This is a genomic window from Methylophaga sulfidovorans, from assembly GCF_900114205.1.
GTDB lineage: Bacteria > Pseudomonadota > Gammaproteobacteria > Nitrosococcales > Methylophagaceae > Methylophaga > Methylophaga sulfidovorans.
The window spans coordinates 25,855-45,609 of the sequence record NZ_FOSH01000021.1; the positions used below are offsets into that span (position 1 = coordinate 25,855).

Annotated in this window: 14 protein-coding genes; 9 read left to right on the top strand and 5 right to left on the bottom strand. The window is 41.7% G+C overall.

Annotated elements, in window-relative coordinates:
- The first annotated feature begins 5 nt into the window (after positions 1-5).
- The 5 genes from BM232_RS13875 to BM232_RS13895 are packed head-to-tail and all read left to right on the top strand — an operon-like array spanning position 6 to position 4,717.
- Positions 6-1,055, top strand: coding sequence for a WD40 repeat domain-containing protein (locus BM232_RS13875; protein ID WP_245752972.1), 1,050 nt, complete (start codon positions 6-8; stop codon positions 1,053-1,055).
- Positions 1,056-1,058: 3 nt separating this feature from the next.
- Positions 1,059-1,394: a YqfO family protein gene (locus tag BM232_RS13880; protein WP_091715892.1), complete on the top strand. Its 336-nt coding sequence runs from the start codon at positions 1,059-1,061 to the stop codon at positions 1,392-1,394.
- Between the two features lie 12 nt (positions 1,395-1,406).
- The gene (pepN, locus tag BM232_RS13885; protein WP_091715895.1) at positions 1,407-4,067 is read left to right on the top strand and encodes an aminopeptidase N; all 2,661 of its coding nucleotides are present in this window, start codon (positions 1,407-1,409) and stop codon (positions 4,065-4,067) included.
- Positions 4,067-4,480 carry an HIT domain-containing protein gene (locus BM232_RS13890; protein ID WP_091715898.1) on the top strand — a complete coding sequence of 138 codons (414 nt, stop codon included), beginning with the start codon at positions 4,067-4,069 and terminating at the stop codon, positions 4,478-4,480. Before pepN ends, BM232_RS13890 begins: the two co-directional genes overlap by 1 nt.
- 12 nt (positions 4,481-4,492) lie before the next feature.
- Positions 4,493-4,717 carry a DUF2835 domain-containing protein gene (locus BM232_RS13895; protein WP_245752973.1) on the top strand — a complete coding sequence of 75 codons (225 nt, stop codon included), beginning with the start codon at positions 4,493-4,495 and terminating at the stop codon, positions 4,715-4,717.
- Here the strand turns inward: BM232_RS13895 and BM232_RS13900 are convergent.
- The 4 genes from BM232_RS13900 to BM232_RS13915 all read right to left on the bottom strand — a co-directional run bounded on the left by BM232_RS13900 (position 4,714) and on the right by BM232_RS13915 (position 9,740).
- A complete protein-coding gene (locus BM232_RS13900) occupies positions 4,714-7,596 on the bottom strand; it encodes a bifunctional diguanylate cyclase/phosphodiesterase (RefSeq protein WP_245752975.1) in 2,883 nt (960 codons plus the stop codon). The genes BM232_RS13895 and BM232_RS13900 overlap by 4 nt on opposite strands.
- Positions 7,557-8,801: a hypothetical protein gene (locus tag BM232_RS13905; protein ID WP_091715903.1), complete on the bottom strand. Its 1,245-nt coding sequence runs from the start codon at positions 8,799-8,801 to the stop codon at positions 7,557-7,559. Before BM232_RS13905 ends, BM232_RS13900 begins: the two co-directional genes overlap by 40 nt.
- Entirely contained in the window at positions 8,798-9,226 is a 429-nt protein-coding gene (locus BM232_RS13910; protein WP_091715906.1) for a hypothetical protein, read from the bottom strand. The genes BM232_RS13905 and BM232_RS13910 overlap by 4 nt, the downstream gene beginning before the upstream one ends.
- Before the next feature lie 88 nt (positions 9,227-9,314).
- On the bottom strand, positions 9,315-9,740 hold the full coding sequence (locus tag BM232_RS13915; protein ID WP_091715910.1) for an RDD family protein: 426 nt from the start codon (positions 9,738-9,740) through the stop codon (positions 9,315-9,317).
- Positions 9,741-9,825: 85 nt separating this feature from the next.
- Between BM232_RS13915 and purL the strand changes: the two genes are divergently transcribed.
- Positions 9,826-13,710 carry a phosphoribosylformylglycinamidine synthase gene (gene purL, locus BM232_RS13920; protein ID WP_091715913.1) on the top strand — a complete coding sequence of 1,295 codons (3,885 nt, stop codon included), beginning with the start codon at positions 9,826-9,828 and terminating at the stop codon, positions 13,708-13,710.
- 56 nt (positions 13,711-13,766) lie between these two features.
- Here purL and BM232_RS13925 read toward each other — a convergent pair whose 3' ends face one another.
- A complete protein-coding gene (locus BM232_RS13925; RefSeq protein WP_245752977.1) occupies positions 13,767-15,566 on the bottom strand; it encodes a methyl-accepting chemotaxis protein in 1,800 nt (599 codons plus the stop codon).
- 576 nt (positions 15,567-16,142) lie between these two features.
- On the opposite strand from BM232_RS13925, the gene BM232_RS13930 reads away from it, so the two are divergent.
- The 3 genes from BM232_RS13930 (at position 16,143) to BM232_RS13940 (ending at position 19,685) form a co-directional block, all read left to right on the top strand.
- A complete protein-coding gene (locus BM232_RS13930) occupies positions 16,143-18,290 on the top strand; it encodes a sensor domain-containing diguanylate cyclase (protein ID WP_143092299.1) in 2,148 nt (715 codons plus the stop codon).
- A 102-nt stretch (positions 18,291-18,392) separates the two neighbouring features.
- The gene (locus tag BM232_RS13935; protein WP_091715919.1) at positions 18,393-18,818 is read left to right on the top strand and encodes a plastocyanin/azurin family copper-binding protein; all 426 of its coding nucleotides are present in this window, start codon (positions 18,393-18,395) and stop codon (positions 18,816-18,818) included.
- 120 nt (positions 18,819-18,938) lie between these two features.
- Entirely contained in the window at positions 18,939-19,685 is a 747-nt protein-coding gene (locus BM232_RS13940; protein WP_245752979.1) for a mechanosensitive ion channel family protein, read from the top strand.
- Positions 19,686-19,755 lie beyond the last annotated feature (70 nt).

The window sequence follows — 19,755 nt, forward strand, 5'->3', positions numbered from 1 at the left end:
TGCCAATGTTTTTTCTATCCCGCAATGTAATACGAACCCTCAGTGCTGCACTGGTATTGTTCTCAGTGTCAGCCTGTACTGAAGAAAGAACACCGACAGAATCCTGGAAACACAGCGAAAATGGCAGTTATGCGTCAAGCTTTTCGGCTGATGGACGTTATGTTTTGGTTGGTGATATTGATTTACCAGCCAAACTCTGGGATCTGAAAACGAATAAGGTGAAATACACCTGGCAGAACACGCCAAATGATGCCGGTACCACGACTGATGTTGGTTTTTCTGATGATAGTAAAGTGGCTGCCACCGTCGAGTCTAAAGTTGTCGTGTTATGGAATATGGAAAACGGCGAACCGATGATTCGTCTGGAGTTTCCAGTAACCATCAAAGATATTGCCTTATCCCCAAGAGGCGATTATCTGCTTTTAGCTTTGCAGGACAGAACCGCAGTATATTTTGATGTCATTAAAAACCGTGTTGTGCAAATCTTCAAACACGATGGTAAAGCCGTTAATTCACCGATTGATCAACTTATCAATAGTGTTGATATTTCACCCAATGGCAAATATGGATTAACCGGCGGTGACGATCACACAGCAAGAATGTGGAATCTGGAAACCGGACAGCAATTACGTATCTGGCAACATGATAATGATGTGAGTTTTGTATCGTTCGATCCGAGAGGTGGCTCAGTTATTAGTTCTGCAGGCAATGGTCAGACTCGTATTTGGAATGTGAAAAGTGGTAAGCAGGTAGCTGTTCTGACCACATCCCCCGTTGATGTTGATGGTGTGTGGGGTAACTTTCCTGTTTTTAAAACAACAACGACGGCTATAGCCTACTCAGCTGATAATAAATATATCGTAACAGGCCATCCGAATCGCAAAATCTGTATTTGGCGTGCTCAAAATGGACAGCCTGTAGGATGTTGGTTCACTCCGCGCAAAGATGCTTTAAAACCCGGTGTAGTGGTACAGGCACTGGCCTTTAGTCGAGATGGCCGCTCAATTTATAGTGAACTCGGCAATGGTCTCGCGCAGAAGTGGCGCATTCGATAAGTTATGGCGGACACTGCATTATTAAAACTGGTTTTTTTTGTCCCTGAATCCCACAAAGAAGTGGTTAAACACGCTATTTTTGCAGCGGGTGCCGGCCAATATGACGGCTATGATTCTTGTTGTTGGGAATCGCAAGGAATGGGGCAGTTTCGTCCTTTGGCTGGTAGTCAACCCTATATTGGACAACAAGGCCAGGTGGAATATGTGCCTGAGTATCGCGTCGAAACCGTTTGTCCTGCTCAAAGTATAAGGCCTGTTTTAAACGCATTAATTTCTGCACATCCTTATGAAACCCCAGCGTATGAAGTCTGGTCTGTAAAAACACTAGACGACTTTTAATAGAGATAAATGATGGATCTTTCTAGCACAGAACAATCACCAAAAATGACCTTATTAGCAAATTATCAGGTACCACGTTATCTGGTAGATGAAGCCTTACTTCATTTTGATCTGGATAAAGCAAAAACAAGGGTTATCAGTACATTAAAAATGCGACTTAATCCTGCATCAGAGGCTGGTGATTGTGTATTTGATGGCGACTCACTCGATTTAATAAGCGTCAAACTCAATGGAAAGTCACTTGCAGATAGTGAATACAAGGTAGACAGCAAATCACTGATTATCCCCAATGTACCTGAGCAGTTTGAATTAGAAATTATCACTGAGATACATCCCGATCAGAATACCGCGTTGGAAGGCTTATATCATTCAGGACGATTATTATGTACGCAGTGTGAGGCCGAAGGTTTCAGACGGATTACCTATTACCCTGATCGTCCTGATGTAATGACGGTATTTACTGTAACGATAGTTGCTGATGCTAAGCAATGGCCGGTGATGTTATCGAATGGTAACCTGGAAGAGCAGGGACAGTTTAATGATGGCCGCCATTGGGTACGTTGGCATGATCCACATCCTAAACCCAGCTATTTATTTGCATTAGTAGCTGGGGATTTATATTGCCAGCAGGATCACTTCACCACCATGAGTGGTAGAGAGGTCACATTACGTATCTATGTTGACCCAGAAAACAAACATAAATGTGATCATGCCTTAGTCTCATTAAAACAGTCCATGAAATGGGATGAAGAGGTCTACGGCCGCGAATATGACCTTGATGTATTTATGATCGTTGCCGTTAATGACTTCAATATGGGCGCAATGGAAAATAAAGGCTTGAATATTTTCAATGCCGCTTGTGTATTAGCCACGCCTGAAACCGCCACAGACGATGATTTTTATACGATTCAGAGCATAGTGGCCCATGAATATTTCCATAATTGGTCAGGTAACCGTGTTACTTGTCGTGACTGGTTTCAGTTAAGCCTTAAAGAAGGCTTTACAGTGATGCGAGATCAGAGTTTTAGTGCAGATCTCAACTCTGCTGCTGTACAGCGTATTGATGACGTGAATGGTTTACGTAGTATGCAGTTTGCAGAAGATGCTGGTCCAATGGCACATCCAGTGCGGCCAAACTCGTATATTGAAATCAGTAATTTTTATACTGTGACGATTTATGAGAAAGGCGCTGAAGTTGTACGTATGATCAAAACGCTGGTTGGCGATAAAGGCTTCAGAAAGGGCACAGATCTTTACTTTGACAGACATGATGGTCAAGCCGTTACTACCGATGATTTTGTCAAAGCAATTGAAGATGCCAATAGCATTGATCTCAGCCAGTTTAAACGCTGGTATGAACAAGCTGGCACACCAGAACTGACAGTGAATACCCAGTATGATCCTGTGCAACAACGCTTCAGCCTCACTTTACGTCAATCCTGTCCAGCCACACCAGGACAGGAAACTAAGTTGGATTTCCATATTCCTGTTGCTGTCGGTTTATTAGACAGTGATGGCAACAATATGCCAATGCAGCTGGCGCAAGAAAAAACAGCTTATGATGGCGATACCCGTGTTTTATCATTAACAGAAACTGAGCAAACCTTTGAGTTTATCCATGTTTCTGAAGAACCTGTCGCATCAGTGTTACGTGGCTTCTCAGCACCAGTAAAACTCAAATATGACTTAACAAACACCCAATTAGCCTTCTTAATGGCCCATGACACCGACAGCTTTAATCGTTGGGATGCTGGCCAGCAATTGATGATTAATGTGCTGTTGCAAATCGTCGATGATATCCAAAAGCAAAATACATTAGCCTTATCGCCATTATTACTGTCACAGCTTGAAGCGGTCTTAAACGATGAACAACTAGATCCGGCACTTATTGCAAAAATGCTGACGTTGCCAACTGAAAATTATCTAGCAGCACAGATGCCTGTCGCCGATGTTGATGCGATTCACCAGGCAAGAGAGTTTGCAAAACGACAAATTGCCGTATCTCTCAAGCCTTTATTTAATGCCCGTTATGAAAGTCTGAGCAAACAGAAAAAATATCAGTTCAATGCAGAGGATATGGCTGCACGTAGTCTGAAAAACTTATGTTTGTCCTATCTGGCGGCGACCGCTGACCCTCTACAAATGCAACGTTGTCTGCGTCAGATGAAAGTGACAGACAATATGACGGAATTATTGGCTGGACTACGTTTAATGGTCGATCAGGCTGGTTCTGAGCGTGAACATGCATTAAGGGCATTTTATGAGCAGTGGAAGCATGATCGCCAGGTTGTCGATAAGTGGTTATCAGTACAAGCCGTATCAAAATTACCTGACACCTTACTGCGTGTTAAAGCATTAATGAAACATGAAGCATTTAATATCAAAAACCCAAACAATGTACGTGCATTAATTGGCCAGTTTTGCCGTAATAATCCAGTGCATTTTCATGCTAAAGATGGTTCTGGTTATCGGTTCCTGGCAGAGCAAATATTAAAACTGGATAAATTAAACCCTCAAGTGGCTGCACGTATGTTGGGTGCGTTAAATTCATGGCGTCGCTATGATATTGAGCGCCAGGAATTAATGAAGGCATCACTGGAAGAGATTGCTGCGCAAAAGGATCTCTCCGCCGATGTGTATGAAATTGTCACAAAATACCTGGCAGCACAGTAATGTATGAGCTTCATCCACAACTAAAACAGGACACTGTCCGGATTGGTGAGTTTGAGCTATGTGAAGTGTTGTTGATGAATGATATGCGCTATCCATGGTTAATACTGGTGCCTAAACGTGAAAATAAAGCTGAGATTTATCAGCTAACAGAGCAAGAGCAGCAACAGTTATTAACAGAGTCCAGTTTTGTCAGTAAAGCGATGTCGGTTTTATTTTCAGCCGATAAAATGAATATTGCCGCATTAGGTAATATGGTTGAACAGCTACATATTCATCATATTGCTCGCTTTAAAACCGATGCCACTTGGCCAAAACCTGTCTGGGGTATTGGTCAGGCCGAGCCATATTCCGAGATCGCAAAGAAAGCCATGTTGTCACAACTGACAAAGGCTTTAGGTGATTATTTGTTGTAAAAGAAAATAACGATGACCAGATTACGTTTTCGAATGAATCTTAATGCTCAGCAAGCGCTTCGTTATTATCAAGGCATGGCCAGAACAGTCATTGTGACTGCTGAAACCGGACAAAGACTCAGTTTTCCAGCTGAACATATTCGTCAGTTTGTAGATAGCTCAGGTGTGAATGGCCTGTTTTCTATTGAGTTTGATGACAAAAATAAATTAATTGGTATCAAACGCTTATCTTATTAATTTAATGTAAGCGGTTTGTCGAGTAGGGTGGGCTGAGGCTTTCCTATGTAATAACCCTGGGCATAATCAACATCAAGTTCAGCTAGCACCGCGAGGATTTCGGCATTTTCAACAAATTCTGCCACCGTTTTTTTACCCATTCCTTTCGCTACCGATACCAGTGCCTCAACAAATAATTTGTCATCATTATTTTCTGTAATATGGGTAATAAACATGCCATCAATTTTGACCACATCAACAGGTAGTTCACGTAAATAACGGAATGATGCAAAACCAGAACCGAAGTCATCTATAGAAAAACGGCAACCTAAATCACGCATTTCCCGCATTAAATGCCGAGCCTGATTAATATCAGCCACGGCTGCTGTTTCAGTCAATTCGAATAGTAAATGATTAGGACTGGTATTGTAGTGTTGTAAGAGACGTTTCAGCAGTGGTATCAGTTCAGCATCTAACATCGCATGGGCAGATAGGTTGAGTGATAGTGTGATGGTTTTGCCTTGTTGCTCAAGCTCAGCAAGCTTGGCAATGCCTTTTTCTAATACGTAATGATCAATGCGATGGATTAAGCCTGACTGTTCAGCAATTTCAATGAACATCCCTGGTGAATGTATCTTGCCATCTTCATCTTGCATTCGTAGTAAAACTTCATAATGGCTGACGGTTTGAGTACGAATCTGCATTATAGGTTGAAAATAGAGGATGAAGCGATCTTCTGTTAAGGCATCTTCAATTTTCTGTTTCCAACGCATACGCTCCTGAAGTTGTTTTCTCAGCGTATCGTCAAAGGTAAAAAGATGCCAGGTATCTTTACCATGTGATTTAGCTTGATACATCGCCAAATCTGCACTGCTGAGTAAACGGTCGACATTTAACTCATCCAGAGGGAAAGGGACAATGCCAATGCTTGATGAAATACTGTAACGTACCTGTTCAAATTCAAAAAATAAGGCATGAAGTCCTAGGCTGATTTGCTCACAGATTTCAATCGTTTTATCGAGATCAATATCTGGCAGGATGATCGCGAATTCATCGCCACCTAAACGAGCCACCACATCTTTATCACGACAAATTTCTGTTAATGTTCTGGCAACATTTTTAAGAAGTTGATCGCCGATATTGTGTCCACAACTATCATTAATATCTTTGAAATGGTCTAAATCAAGAACAAGTAAAAAACCTGAACTATTTTTATAAATAGCTTGTTTGAGAATATGCTCAAACTGGCTCTTTAATTTCTTGCGGTTATAGAGCTCGGTTAGCGGATCATGAGTTGCCAGCCAAAGTAGTTCTGTTTCATTTTGTTTTTTTTCTGTGATATCTATGCCCACAGAGAGAATAACGGCATTGTTGGTGGGGATACTGAAGTTGGAATGTATCCATGAAATAGTATGAGTTTGCCCATCAGCCGCGAGAATGTTTGACTCAATATGCAGAATTTTCTCACCCTTATAAGATAATTGATCTAATGATTGCTGAATTTCTTGCCAGTCAGAAGGATGGAAAAACTGCTCAAATGACTGACCCAATACATCATCTGCCTGATAACCAGTGATTTTTGTCGCTAACTCATTAAAGCTGGTAACACAGTAATTTTTATCCAGAGTAATAATGAGTAATTGGGCCGTGTCTATCAGGTTGCTGACAAAATCTCTTTCTTGTATGAGCTCTTCCGTGCGTTTGTTTAATGAATCTGTCTGCTGAATGACCGAATTTTCCAGATCTTCAAGCTGTTCTGAGAGCACAATTGCTGACTGTTCAAGAATATTCAGTTCATCCACAAACCTGTTGGGTGCGGCACGATTGAGCGTATTTCTGACATAGAGATATTTTTTTTCAGCGAGTAAAGGCAGGGCCCTTGATACGGTGGATAACCGCTTAAGTGGTGCTGATAATAATAAAAACAGACTACCACCTATGACGATTAAACCAATCAGTGACCAAATGATGGTTCGATAGGTCAGACTGGCAAGCTCTTGTTTCTGATTAGATATATTATCAATTATCACAAGAACAACATTGTTGACCTGTTTTAGCTTTATAAATTGAAATTCTACCGGTAATCCTGAATCTCGTAGTATCAATTTATCGTGATCGATATCTTCATAGCGATAATGTTTTGATAGGTATTTTAAATAAGTAATGTTGGAATTAAATGATGTGAGCACATTGAGGTGACGATCCCATAATAATGTGTCTGATTGATGAAATTCTTCTGTGCTGGACTGATCTGAAATAATCGCAATATCAGCACCTGTTTGTGCCTGAAAGTCCAATAAAGACTGTGTCAGATTGTAACCAAGCACCAGGACATAATTATTATTGCTGTCTGCCAAAATAGGGAGCAACTGATATTGCTTACAGCTGACTTCACAATTGATCTGACTCTGGGCAAGTTCATTTTCTGCTGTAAGCGTTATATTGGCTTTTATAACTTTTGGTGTTGGTGGGCCCCAGCCACCGAGGTTTTTGCCTGTACTATCGAAGAGTTGTACTTGAGAGACATCCCAGTTCAGCTCCAGATCACTACGATAACGATGGATGCGGTCTAAAATATTTTTCTGTTTAAGGGATGACTCTTCTTGAACATTATTGGGCGATATTAATAGTTCAGCGAGACGCTGTAGTTGATCTCTTGTTGTTGTTAACTGTCCTAGTAATTTATGGTGATACTGTTCTTGTAATTGTGAACGGAAAAAAGCAAATTTCTGCTGTACGTTCCAGTAGATAATGACATGGAATACCAGCAAGAAGATCAATAGCATTGAACTGAAAAATAAGCCTGCTTTCCAGCGAATGCTGAAGAACTGATTGTTTTTACCCGTTATCATCGTATTCACTAAAACCGATAAGACAAAGACATCGCGAACATATCCCATTTTCTGGTGGTATCTGTGACGTTATTCTCTCGTGGCGATAATGTGGCCACACCATCGACAATGTGATATTCAGTACGAAGCATCAAGTTTTGTGTAATATGCCAACGTCCACCGATTACCCAGCTTTGGGAGTAATATTCATGTGCTGGTACCGGGGGTTGATTGATGCCTAATGCGGCTAGTTGTCGACTGTTGATAATGTTCTGTTCAGCCGCTTTTTTACCATTCCAATCATGTTTATCAAGCTGAAACTCTTCATATCTTACGAAACCTTGCCACGCAGGAGTGAAGTTATAATTTGCCTGTAAATAATAGCCGATGGAGTTGATGTGCATTTGTGATACAGGGCCACCAATATCTATATAATCAACATTTTCAAATGCAACCTCACCTGTAAACTGCCATTTCTCACCATTGTATTGAGCTGATAAAACGGTGTAATCAATCGCAATCTCACCTGAATGCAATCCTGGCCCTAATGGGAGAGGGGCTCGGTCACTGGCTGACGCATCAAAATCAAGAGTGACCCTGGTTCCTGTAATTGAATATATCCACTGCCCGCCATTGTGTTCATAGAGGAGTTTACCGAATAGGCCCAGCTTATCATTATGAATTGAGCCGCCCCAATCATTACCCATATAGGCATATTCAACATTTTCATCTGCCAGAGTGTAGCCTGCGCCCACTTCCATAAACAATGCGCCACTATCGAAATTCACATTGTTATAAAAATGCATGCCATCAGCTGCCATAATGGTATTTCTGACTTTATCGAAATAAATGACCTGAGGCAGAAATATTGCACTTCTTGTGTGGGCAACATCGCGAGTTTCATTGTATAAGCCAATTTCGTTTTTGATTCTGCCAATGTAGAGGCCAGAAGAGTATTTGGGACTGGAATAAAGAGAAATATCAATTAAGCCATAGTCTAATCTTGGCGAGCCGTTATCAAACCTGCCTGCTTGTCTTGACAGTAATTGAGCAGATAACCTGATTTTTGGATTGAGTCGCAAACTCCCATTTATGCCAACTTCTGTAAATTCAAAGCTGCCATTATCACTCGAGCCAAAAAAATGATTATCAGTCGTGTAAATGTAGCCTTGCGATGCAAAGCCATGTAAAACCACATTGTCATACCATTGGTCATTATCAGCCAGGACTGATGTGGAGAAACAAAATAAGATGGATATTAGTCTTGCCTTCATAAATCCACCTTAATTGTTTTGATACGTTTGTTTGTATGAGATATCTCTTTGTCGGTGTAGCCAATCGCACCAGCCGTGTTCGCAACAGCATCAAGCATTTCCTGCTCTGATTTAACGACTTCAGGAGCCGCCCCTGTGCCGGAAAAGACTTGTCTGTCCCAAATTCGTCGCAGCTGGTATGGAAACATACCTAATATCGTCTTACAAAATTGACTGTGGATAGGGTTTTGGTCTTCTAAAACAAAGACTTTGATTGGTGTGCCATTGGGCCACTCTTGAGCACGCATTGCGAAGATAGCGCGTGCTGAAGTTTTGCTTAATTGCGTAGTCTCAACCTGCGCATTGGCAATAATATTTTGAGCTGGTAAGTTTTGCGATACCAGCAGCAGTAGAGTGATGAGGATTCTGATGCCTATCCATGTCATCAGTCTTGATCCTTATGCCATGATGAGACTAATTCTAGGCATGAAAATAAAAAAAAGCCATGCTAAAAGTGGTATCGCTGTTTAATTTTTATTCTTTTAGCAGAATAAGATGGGTCTTTGCCATTTGGTTATACCAGCTTTGTTTGTTCTTACTTAACCATTGCCACCAGAATCCCAACCCCAAGCATAACCAGGAAACCAGACCAACGATAAAACGAATTGCTGCTTGCTTCCAGGTGACTACCTGAGCAGTGTTACTCTCCAGTTTCAGCTTCCAGGCGCGCATGCCTAATGTTTGCCCACCGTGTGTCCAGAACCAGGCATAAAACAAAAAACTGACCAGTAATAAATACAGTAAAAAAAACACATTACCTGGTGTAATGGCTTCACCGCCATTTAGCGCAACCGGAATAATGGCGGCAAATAATAAGGCGGATAGTAAAAGTAAAAAGTCGTACACCATCGCCATTAGTTGACGAATTGGCCCCGGTCGGTTGTGAACAGCTACACTCATTATGATTTCCAGCGGATTTTATTTGGGCGTTAAACCTTACATAAAGTATCATTATCGCTTTAGTTTATCTTGAATTGGGATCCGCATGCTGCAATTGATTGGCCGCCCGGCTTTTTCTGCTTTCCGTCTGGAGAAATTACTAAACAGCATTCAGGCTGAAGTGCCTGTTGTTACTGCTGTTAGAACAGAGTTTCGTTATTTTATTGAAATTGATGATGAATGTATTTTGCCTTCGGCTGAGCATCAGATTCTTGAAACACTGCTTGAAGCAGAAGCGCGCGAAAGTGAAGCAAAAGACAATGAAAGCTTTTTCTTGGTGACGCCAAGACCTGGCACAATTTCACCTTGGTCGAGCAAAGCCACCGACATCACCATCAATAGTGGTGTGAAAAATGTTGAACGAGTGGAGCGGGGTGTTGCCTTTTTTGTTGAAGCCTCAGAAACACTAAGCCAGCATCAGAAAAATCAGGTGGCGAGCTTCTTACATGATCGAATGATCGAAACAGTATTTGAAAGTGTAGATGAAACAGACCGCTTATTTATGCATGGTGAGTCACGTTCATTAGTCAGTGTAGATATTCTCAATGGTGGCCGTGAAGCACTAGTGCTGGCTAATCAGCAAATGGGGCTGGCTTTAGCAGAAGATGAAATTGATTATCTCTTTGAAAACTTCACATTATTAGACCGCAATCCCAACGATATTGAATTAATGATGTTTGCTCAGGCCAACTCAGAGCATTGTCGTCATAAAATTTTCCGTGCCGATTGGATTATTGATGGCGAGACACAGCCTCATACCTTATTCAATATGATCCGCAACACTCACGACCTTCATCCTGAAGGCGTTGTGAAAGCTTACAATGATAATTCATCAGTGATTGAAGGCCCGAGAAGTCACCGTTTCCAGGTGGATATGGCTACTGGTCATTACCATTATGAAGGCGAAGTTCAGCATATTCTGATGAAGGTGGAAACACATAATCATCCTACTGCTATATCACCTTTCCCTGGTGCTTCAACTGGTGCCGGTGGTGAGATTCGAGATGAAGGCGCAACAGGACGTGGTTCAAAACCGAAAGCAGGTCTAACTGGTTTCTCTGTATCGAATCTGGAAATCCCTGGTTTTGAACAACCCTGGGAAACGCCTTATGGCAAACCTGCCCGTATGGCATCTGCTCGTGAAATCATGATTGATGGTCCTTTAGGTGGGGCAGCATTCAATAATGAATTTGGCCGTCCGAACCTGTGTGGATATTTCCGTACCTATGAGGTTCAGGTGCCGACGGATAATGGTTTTGAAGTGCGTGGTTACCATAAACCGATTATGGTTGCCGGTGGTATGGGCTCTATTCGTCCACAACATGTTGAAAAAGGCATCATGGATCCGGGCGTACAGTTAATCGTGCTGGGTGGTCCCGCCATGTTAATTGGTCTCGGTGGTAGTGCGGCTTCTTCAGTTAATTCCGGTGCCAGTGATGAAGGCCTCGATTTTGCGTCTGTACAGCGTGGTAATCCTGAAATGGAACGTCGCTGTCAGGAAGTCATTGATCGCTGTGTGGCATTAGGTGAGCAAAACCCTATTATTGCGATTCATGATGTAGGCGCAGGTGGTCTGTCTAATGCTTTTCCTGAATTAGTTGATGATAGTGGCCGTGGCGGTCGTTTTGAGCTGCGAGTCATTCCTAATGACGAACCCAGTATGTCACCCATGGAAATTTGGTGTAATGAGTCTCAGGAGCGTTATGTCTTGGGTGTTCATCCTGATCGTATTGATGAATTCAAAGCGATCTGTGAGCGTGAACGTTGCCCATGGGCTGTCGTTGGTGAAACCACTGAAGAGGAACATTTATTACTCGGTGATGCCGATAATGAAACATCCCCGATTGATATGCCGTTGTCATTATTACTGGGCAAACCACCTAAAATGTTGCGTGAGGTGAAGCATACAAAACAAGCCTATCCAGAGCTTGATTTTAATGGTGTATCACCACGCGATGCTCTGGAACGTGTTCTTAAATTGCCAACAGTCGCCAGCAAAAACTTCTTAATTACCATTGGTGATCGTAGCGTGACTGGTTTGGTCGCTCGTGACCAGATGGTAGGTCCATGGCAAGTCCCTGTTGCTGATTGTGCTGTGACACTGGCTGATCATCATGATGTACTTGGCGAAGCCATGTCGATGGGTGAGCGTGCCCCTGTCGCTCTGATTAATGCAGCGGCATCAGGCCGAATTGCTATCGGTGAAGCCATTACCAATATTGCTGCAGCAAAAATAGATAAATTAGGGGACATTAAACTGTCTGCTAACTGGATGGCAGCTTGTGGTCATCCTGGCGAAGATGCGTTGTTGTATGACACGGTTAAAGCGATTGGTATGGAATTATGTCCTGCGCTAGGTATCGCGATTCCGGTCGGCAAAGACTCTTTGTCGATGAAAACGGTATGGGATGAAAAAGGCGAAACCAAAGCGGTGACATCACCTTTATCGCTGATTATCAGTGCCTTTGCACCTGTAACTGATGCCAGCTGCACCAGCACACCGCAACTACGAACAGATCTGGGTGAAACCGATCTGATTTATATCGACTTGGGACAGAATAAAAATCGCTTAGGTGCTTCAGCACTAGCTCAGGTATTTAGCCAGGTTGGTACTACAGCTCCTGATGTTGATGATGCTGTTCATTTAAAGAACTTCTTTAATGCCATTCAGCGTTTGAAGAATGAAGAATTATTACTGGCCTATCATGACAGAGGTGATGGTGGTCTTGCTGTGACACTTGCTGAGATGGCTTTTGCTGGCCACTGTGGTTTGGATATTCATTTAAATGATTTAGGTGATGCGCTTTCTGTTTTATTCAACGAAGAATTGGGCGCTGTGATTCAAGTGCCTCATGCTAATTTGAATCATGTGATGAATATTCTTAAAGATTACAATTTGACCTCCATGTCATTTGCTATTGGTAAAGTGACAGATGAGCAGCAAATTCGTATTCATGTTGAAAAAGAACTGGTGATTGATGAGTCGCGAGTCACATTGCAACGCTTCTGGTCAGAAACCAGCTATCAAATGCAGGCACTACGTGATAATCCTGACTGTGCTAAACAAGAGTTTGATGCTTTATTGGATGAAAATGATCCAGGCTTATTTGCCAAGCCATCATTTAACCCGGCAGAAAACATTGCCAGCTCACTGATCGTCAGTGGTCATCGTCCCAAAGTGGCGATTTTAAGGGAGCAGGGCGTCAATGGTCAGGTGGAAATGGCAGCATCATTTGATCATGCCGGTTTTAACGCCGTTGATGTACATATGAGTGATGTACTGGAAGGACGTATTGAACTGAGTGACTTTGTGGGGTTAGTCGCCTGTGGTGGTTTCTCTTATGGCGACGTGCTTGGCGCTGGTCGCGGTTGGGCTAGTACTATTTTGCATAATGATCGAGCACGCCAGCAGTTCACCGACTTTTTCCATCGTCCGGATACCTTTGCACTGGGCGTTTGTAATGGTTGTCAGATGCTGTCGCAGTTAAAAGAACTGATTCCAGGCAGTGACCACTGGCCGCGTTTCTCCCGCAACTCATCTGAACAGTTTGAAGCCCGTTTTTCTTTGGTTGAAATTGTTGAGTCACCGTCTGTATTGCTGAAAGGTATGGCCGGTTCTGTGATGCCAATTGCTGTTGCCCATGGTGAAGGCCGAGTTGATTACAGCGAAACAGGTTCAGAACAGCAAGCAATAGTCGCCATGCGCTATGTGGATCATTATGGTCAGGCAACGGAAAGCTATCCAATGAATCCAAATGGTTCGGTAGCTGGTGTGACAGCATTGACGACTAGTGATGGTCGGGTGACGATTATGATGCCTCACCCTGAGCGTGTCACTCGTACAGTTCAGCACTCCTGGCATCCTGATGACTGGGGTAAAGATGGTCCATGGGCCAGACTGTTCCAGAATGCCAGATGTTGGGTTAACTAAGTATCCAATGTTTAATAAAAAGGGCCGTCAGGCCCTTTTTTTATGACTGCAAAACGTTAGACTTTAAATCGTTGCACAATGGTATTGAGTTGAGTCGCAAGGGTAGCCAGATTTTGACTGGCGATAGAAATTTGTTCACTGCCATGCAAGTTGTCTTCAGATAAATCAGAGACCCGGGTGATATTGCGATTAATTTCTTCTGAGACTAAACCTTGTTCTTCAGCAGCACTGGCCACATGGGTACTCATGTCTGAAATCTGTGTCATGGAATTAACAATATTTAAAATGGACTGAGTCGCTGACTCTGTATATTGGACCATGCCGGCAGCATTGGCTTTTTCCTTATCCATCACCTGCACGGCTTGTTTGGTTGTTTGCTGTAAATTATCGACCATCACTTGAATTTGTTCAGCAGATTCCTGGGTTCTGTTGGCGAGGGAGCGAACTTCATCGGCAACAACAGCAAAACCTCGGCCATGATCACCGGCTCTCGCTGCTTCAATCGCAGCATTCAACGCCAGTAAATTGGTTTGTTCGGCAACACCTTTAATCACGGTTAATACGGAGCCAATTTGCTCACTGCTTTGACTGAGGTCAGCAATCGTCATGGCGGCTCTGCCGACATCTTCCGTCAAAGAATGAATGGATTTCACGGTTTCAGCAATAACCGCTTGCCCTGATTGTGACTCGCTATTGGCTGTACGAACTTCCTCTGCCAATAATTCAGCATTCTGAGCGATTTCTTTAATCGTGCTGGACATTTCATTCATTGCTGTGGCGATTTGTTCTGACTGGTTTTGTTGTTCCAGTGTGTTGGATTTTGACTGAAGTGTATTCGCTGATAATTCTTCGGACGCAGTGGCTAATTCATTTGCATTGAGTCTTAATTGATTAACGATGCTATTTAAATTATGTGTCATCTCATTGAGTGCTTTAAATATATCGGCTGTTTCATCTTTAGCGGGGCTATCAATTTGTATGGTGAGATCACCCATCGCAATACGCTGAGCGGCTTGAGTAATATGCTGGATCATATTTACAGTTGCCTTATAAAAGCTAATGAACAGATAAAGGGCTAGAGCAAGGGCAATCACGATAATCGCAATGACCAGGTTCTTCTCAAATTGCAGAGTCGATAAACGTTCATCCAGTAGTGTGGTTAATGCGTCAGCCAGATAGTCATACATCGCATAGTTTGCTGAAATAGCCTGACTACCCAGATTAAAAATAGTATCGGCATTAGCATTGATGGAGTTACTATCCAGGATATCTTTCTGAATAATATCAATAAACTGTGTAAGAATATTTTCTCGATTTTGTTCAAGTTTTCCTATTGATGCTTTTAGTGTGGGGTTGTGCTCAATAATATGTACTATCGCCTGCTGAGTGTTATCAGCCTCATTTTGAACCTTGGTTAGTGTTGCTGTGAGTTTTATTCGTTGTTCTATGGTGACTTCATTATTCGCTGCAATACCCGAAGCTAATCCTCGCGTTTGGCCTATGTTCTCTGCAAGCAGGGGAATATAACTTACAATCGTTTCAATGATAAAAGTGGTTTCAAGATCAGGATCCAGAATCAGCCCGGAATTATGATTAACTACACTCATCAAGCGCCGCATCTTTGTGATGAGCTGAGTATGTGCAGCAAAAATAGCGCTTGAATCTGTTTCCGTATTATCGTTCGATAGAGCTAACCAGTCCTGCTTGATTTCATTTAATAAGGATGTGGTTTGAAACTTTGTCCCATATTGTTGATCTATAGCATCAATTTTCTCGATACTTTGCTGGATCTCCTGACGTTTACTGACAATTTTTTCTTTAAATTCTGCTGCACCATTGAGATAGGCATTAGTCATTCCCCGATGCTGGGGGAGTTGCTGATAAAAAGGCGTCAATACTTTTAAATACTCCAGCCCTTTTTGCTCATGATGACTTTAGTTGACGATCTCATTGAGCTGATGAATCAGTAGAAAAAAGCTCACTAGAATAGGGATGAGCAAAATACTGGTAATAAGCGTCATTTTTTTGGGGTAGCTGAGTGAGTTCATTAATTTAATTGCAAAGCTCATTTTTTTGCCTCCCCAGGTCAATTATTTATCTATCTTATTGGCATACCTGATTTTTTCTTTAATTTAGATTGCTTACAGCTAGTGTTCAGCAGGGATAGAGTGATGAGTTGTTTTAATTATTTTTGTTTTTTTATTGTTTTTATTATTTTTTTGTGAGAACTTTTCGCACTACAAACAACATTCATAGACCTGTGAAGCACAAAGCAGAGTTAAAAATTTGATTTAAGTTACTTAGTTTATTACCGTAAAATGATTAATACTATCTGTAAGTATCTGGTCGTGGATTGACCCTATCTGCTTCAGGCTGGAAAGGATGTCTAGCTGTTTGGATTTGTTTCTTTAGTTAGACAGTGAGAGATTGGAGTGATAAAGGATTTAATTACACATTATCATAATGTGACTGTGACTCGATATTTCTTGCTGTTATCTCTGCTGATCCTGATGTTTCCTGCCTTTGCTGTGCATGAGCGTGGCAGTGAAGAAGTCTCAGGCTGGCAATATCGTTGGGGGGATTCTCCCTTTATTGATGGCATGCCACAATGGATTTCACCCCCACAAAATGCTAATGCAAAGTGGACAGACATTAATTCCCCTGTCAAACCACCAAACCGGGATAAACATAATACGGTTTGGTTTAAAGGTGAATTGCCAGATTCTGGGCATCAGTACCTTAATCCGGTGTTGTATATAACCAGTATTGACTTAATGGCGGAAGTTTATATTGATAGTAAGAAAATCTATCAATTTGGTAATTTTGATCAAAAAGATAAAAAAAGCTTTTATGGCTGGCCATGGCATTCGATAAGTTTGCCAGCAGACTATGCGGGTAAAACCATATATTTCAGGGTGTTTTCTAACTATCGTGATATAGGGTTGTGGGGTGAAGTTAAGCTACTTGAGCAATCAAGCTTACTATTTTATATCTTGAAAAATGCCTATTTTGAAGTCTTGGTAGCTTTATTTTCATTGTTTGTCACTATCATCACCTTCGCTTTTTCGATGATGCAGAAAAATGACCACCATTTCCTTTATTTATCCGCGTTTTCCCTGACTTCGGCAGTGATGTTGCTCTCCGAAAATCAGGCTGTGCAATTTGTTTTTAACTACCCTTTATTTCGCGTCTATTTGTTGGCGATATCTTATTATGCACTGCCAGTTATTATCTGTTTGTTATTATCTTCATGGTCAACCGCCTGGCAAAAGAACTGGCTGAAAAAAATTGCTTATTTCCATAGCAGCTATTTGATCATCGTTATCAGTTTAGCCATGCTTGGTGTGATTGAACTGGCTCCGACCTTCCCTGTGTTTGATGCGTTATTCGCGATTTCAATTATTCTTATCATCGGCTTGGGTCTAAGTATGCGACCTTTGCTTGGTTCAGATCAGTACTTTGTGATGTGGTCATTCACTGTTTATGGCATTTTTCTACTACTGGATATGGGGATCGCTAATAGTGTTCTGCCCTGGATAAATCTGGATATTTCAATAGCTGCATTGATATTTTCTTTGGTACTGATGCTGATTTCTCTCCGCCATTATTCCCACGTACAAAAGGCATTAAAAGAGCTTAATGATCATCTGGAGATTAAGGTTTCTGAACGTACTGCATCACTTCATGCCTACGCTGAAGCTGAACAGGAAAGAGCTGAGCAGCTACACAGGCTTAATATGCTTGGCGCTAAGCTGGAAGAATTAAACAGTCAGTTACAAGCGTGTCATGATCTCAATGAGGCAAGAAAAATGCTGGTAAGTAAACTACCGGAAGTCTTTTTGCCGGTCGAAGTAAAAGTAATAGCGTCGAATGAAAATGAGCCGTTTAACTTAGTACTTGCACAAATCGAACTGCAGGAAGTCGATGGCTCATATAGTGTATTCGTTTACATTATGCTGACAAATGCGAGTTCAAAATTCTTAATTCCTCGTGAGAATCTGGATGATCTGATTAGCCGGGTAAAGCTAAGGCTAGGTGTTACCTTAAGCAGTATAAAATTACGAGAGGAGTTACAACGGTTTTCTTTTGAAGATGCATTAACTGGATTACGTAATCGTCGTTATTTCGATGAAGCGCTTTATCGTGAAACACAACTATCCAACCGTCAGCAAGATAGCTTGTCGTTATTAATTTGTGATATTGATCATTTTAAACGTTTTAATGATGAATATGGGCATGAAGCTGGTGATTATGTTCTCAAAACGCTCGCTCATTTGATGCATGAGTTTTTCAGGGAGACGGATATTCCTTGCCGTTATGGCGGTGAGGAGTTTGTTGTAATTATGCCTAATGCGACTCTAGCTAATGCAGTAGACAAAGCCGAAGCCTTAAGAAACACCATTGCAAAGAAAAGCATTGAGTTTAATGGCGACGATCTCGGTCATATCACTATATCCATCGGGATCGCGAACCTTTCCCTTCACAGCCTTAACTCTGAACAGTTACTGACAGAAGCTGATAAAGCACTATATAAAGCCAAACAGTTGGGAAGAAATCGCGTAGAAAGTGTTCAATTATAAACAGCACTTACCGATGTCTTCTTACTCTCTTTAGAAATATAAATTCGCATGATTTTCACATTCAACTTGTTGAAATAGACACATAAACAAAAAGGAGATGTTATGAAAATGTTGAAAACCGCTTTAATAGCAACTGTTGCTTCAAGTGTGTTGATGACAATGAATGTGTTTGCTGCAGAACATACTGTTACGACACAAGGTTTAAAATTTAGTCCTCTCTTCGTTAAGATTGCTCCTGGCGATAGTGTCAGCTGGACCAATATGAGTACCCATAACGTAGAAATGATCGAAGGTTTGATTCCTGAAGGGGCTGAAGCATTTAAATCTGAGATGAGTCAGGATGTCACTCATACTTTTGATAAAGAAGGTATTTACATTTATAAATGCACACCACACATTGGCGCCGGTATGGGCGGTGCGGTAATCGTTGGGAATCCGGTCAATTTAGATGCCATCAAAGCACAAGATGTTTCTGGCGGGGTAGGCCGTATCGTGAAAAAAGCGGTAAAAGAAGCTGAATCAATGTAATCTTGTATTGGCATTATCGCTAAAAAACCGGCACTGCCGGTTTTTTTATACCTGTCAGAAACATGCGTTGACTCAGGCATAACATCTGCATGGAATATTCAGGTTTATTGAGGAATCATCATGAATAAAGTTGATCAGTTCTTCTCATCATTGCCTGAATGGTCGGTGGCTGTTGCTGTCGTCGTGAGTCTATTTATTCTCATGTTGATTGTGAAAAAGTTCATCCTGCTCAGAGTTGGAAAAATAACAGCAAGAACGAGCTTTTATTACGATAAGTTACTGGTTAAGGTTATCAGCTTTCCACTGACACTCTGTCTGCTGGCATTAACCATAAAATTATCTGAACAAACGGTCGCCTATTTTGATGTAGAAGCTGACTTTAGTATGTTCAATTCCACTGCCCGACTATTGATCGTCGCTGCACTGGTTTTGTTCATTGATGGTTTTCTGACCGGTACAGTCGGACAATATGCCGAGAAGTCGTCTACCCTGAAAAGCAGCAGTTCGATTATGCAGGGAATTACTCGTGCATTAATCCTAGGTCTGGGGCTTTTGAGCATTCTTGGCACCATGGGAATAGCGATTACGCCTATCATCGCGTCTCTGGGTATTACTTCACTCGCCGTAGCTTTAGCTCTGCAGCCTACATTAACCAATTTCTTTTCAGGTGTGCAGTTAGTGATGGATAAACCTATTCGTGTTGGTGATTTTATAGAGCTTGAATCAGGTGAACAGGGATTTGTAGACAAAATTGGCTGGCGTACGACCTGGATTAGAATGTTGCCAAACAACTTTATCATTATCCCCAATAGTGTTTTATCTCAATCGAAGATTATTAATTATGGGGCTGATCCAGATAATACTTAAAAAGGTATTATCTGAGCATGAGAAAAAGCCGATTGAGCTGGTACAAGCAACAGCGATTAATTGAGTTATT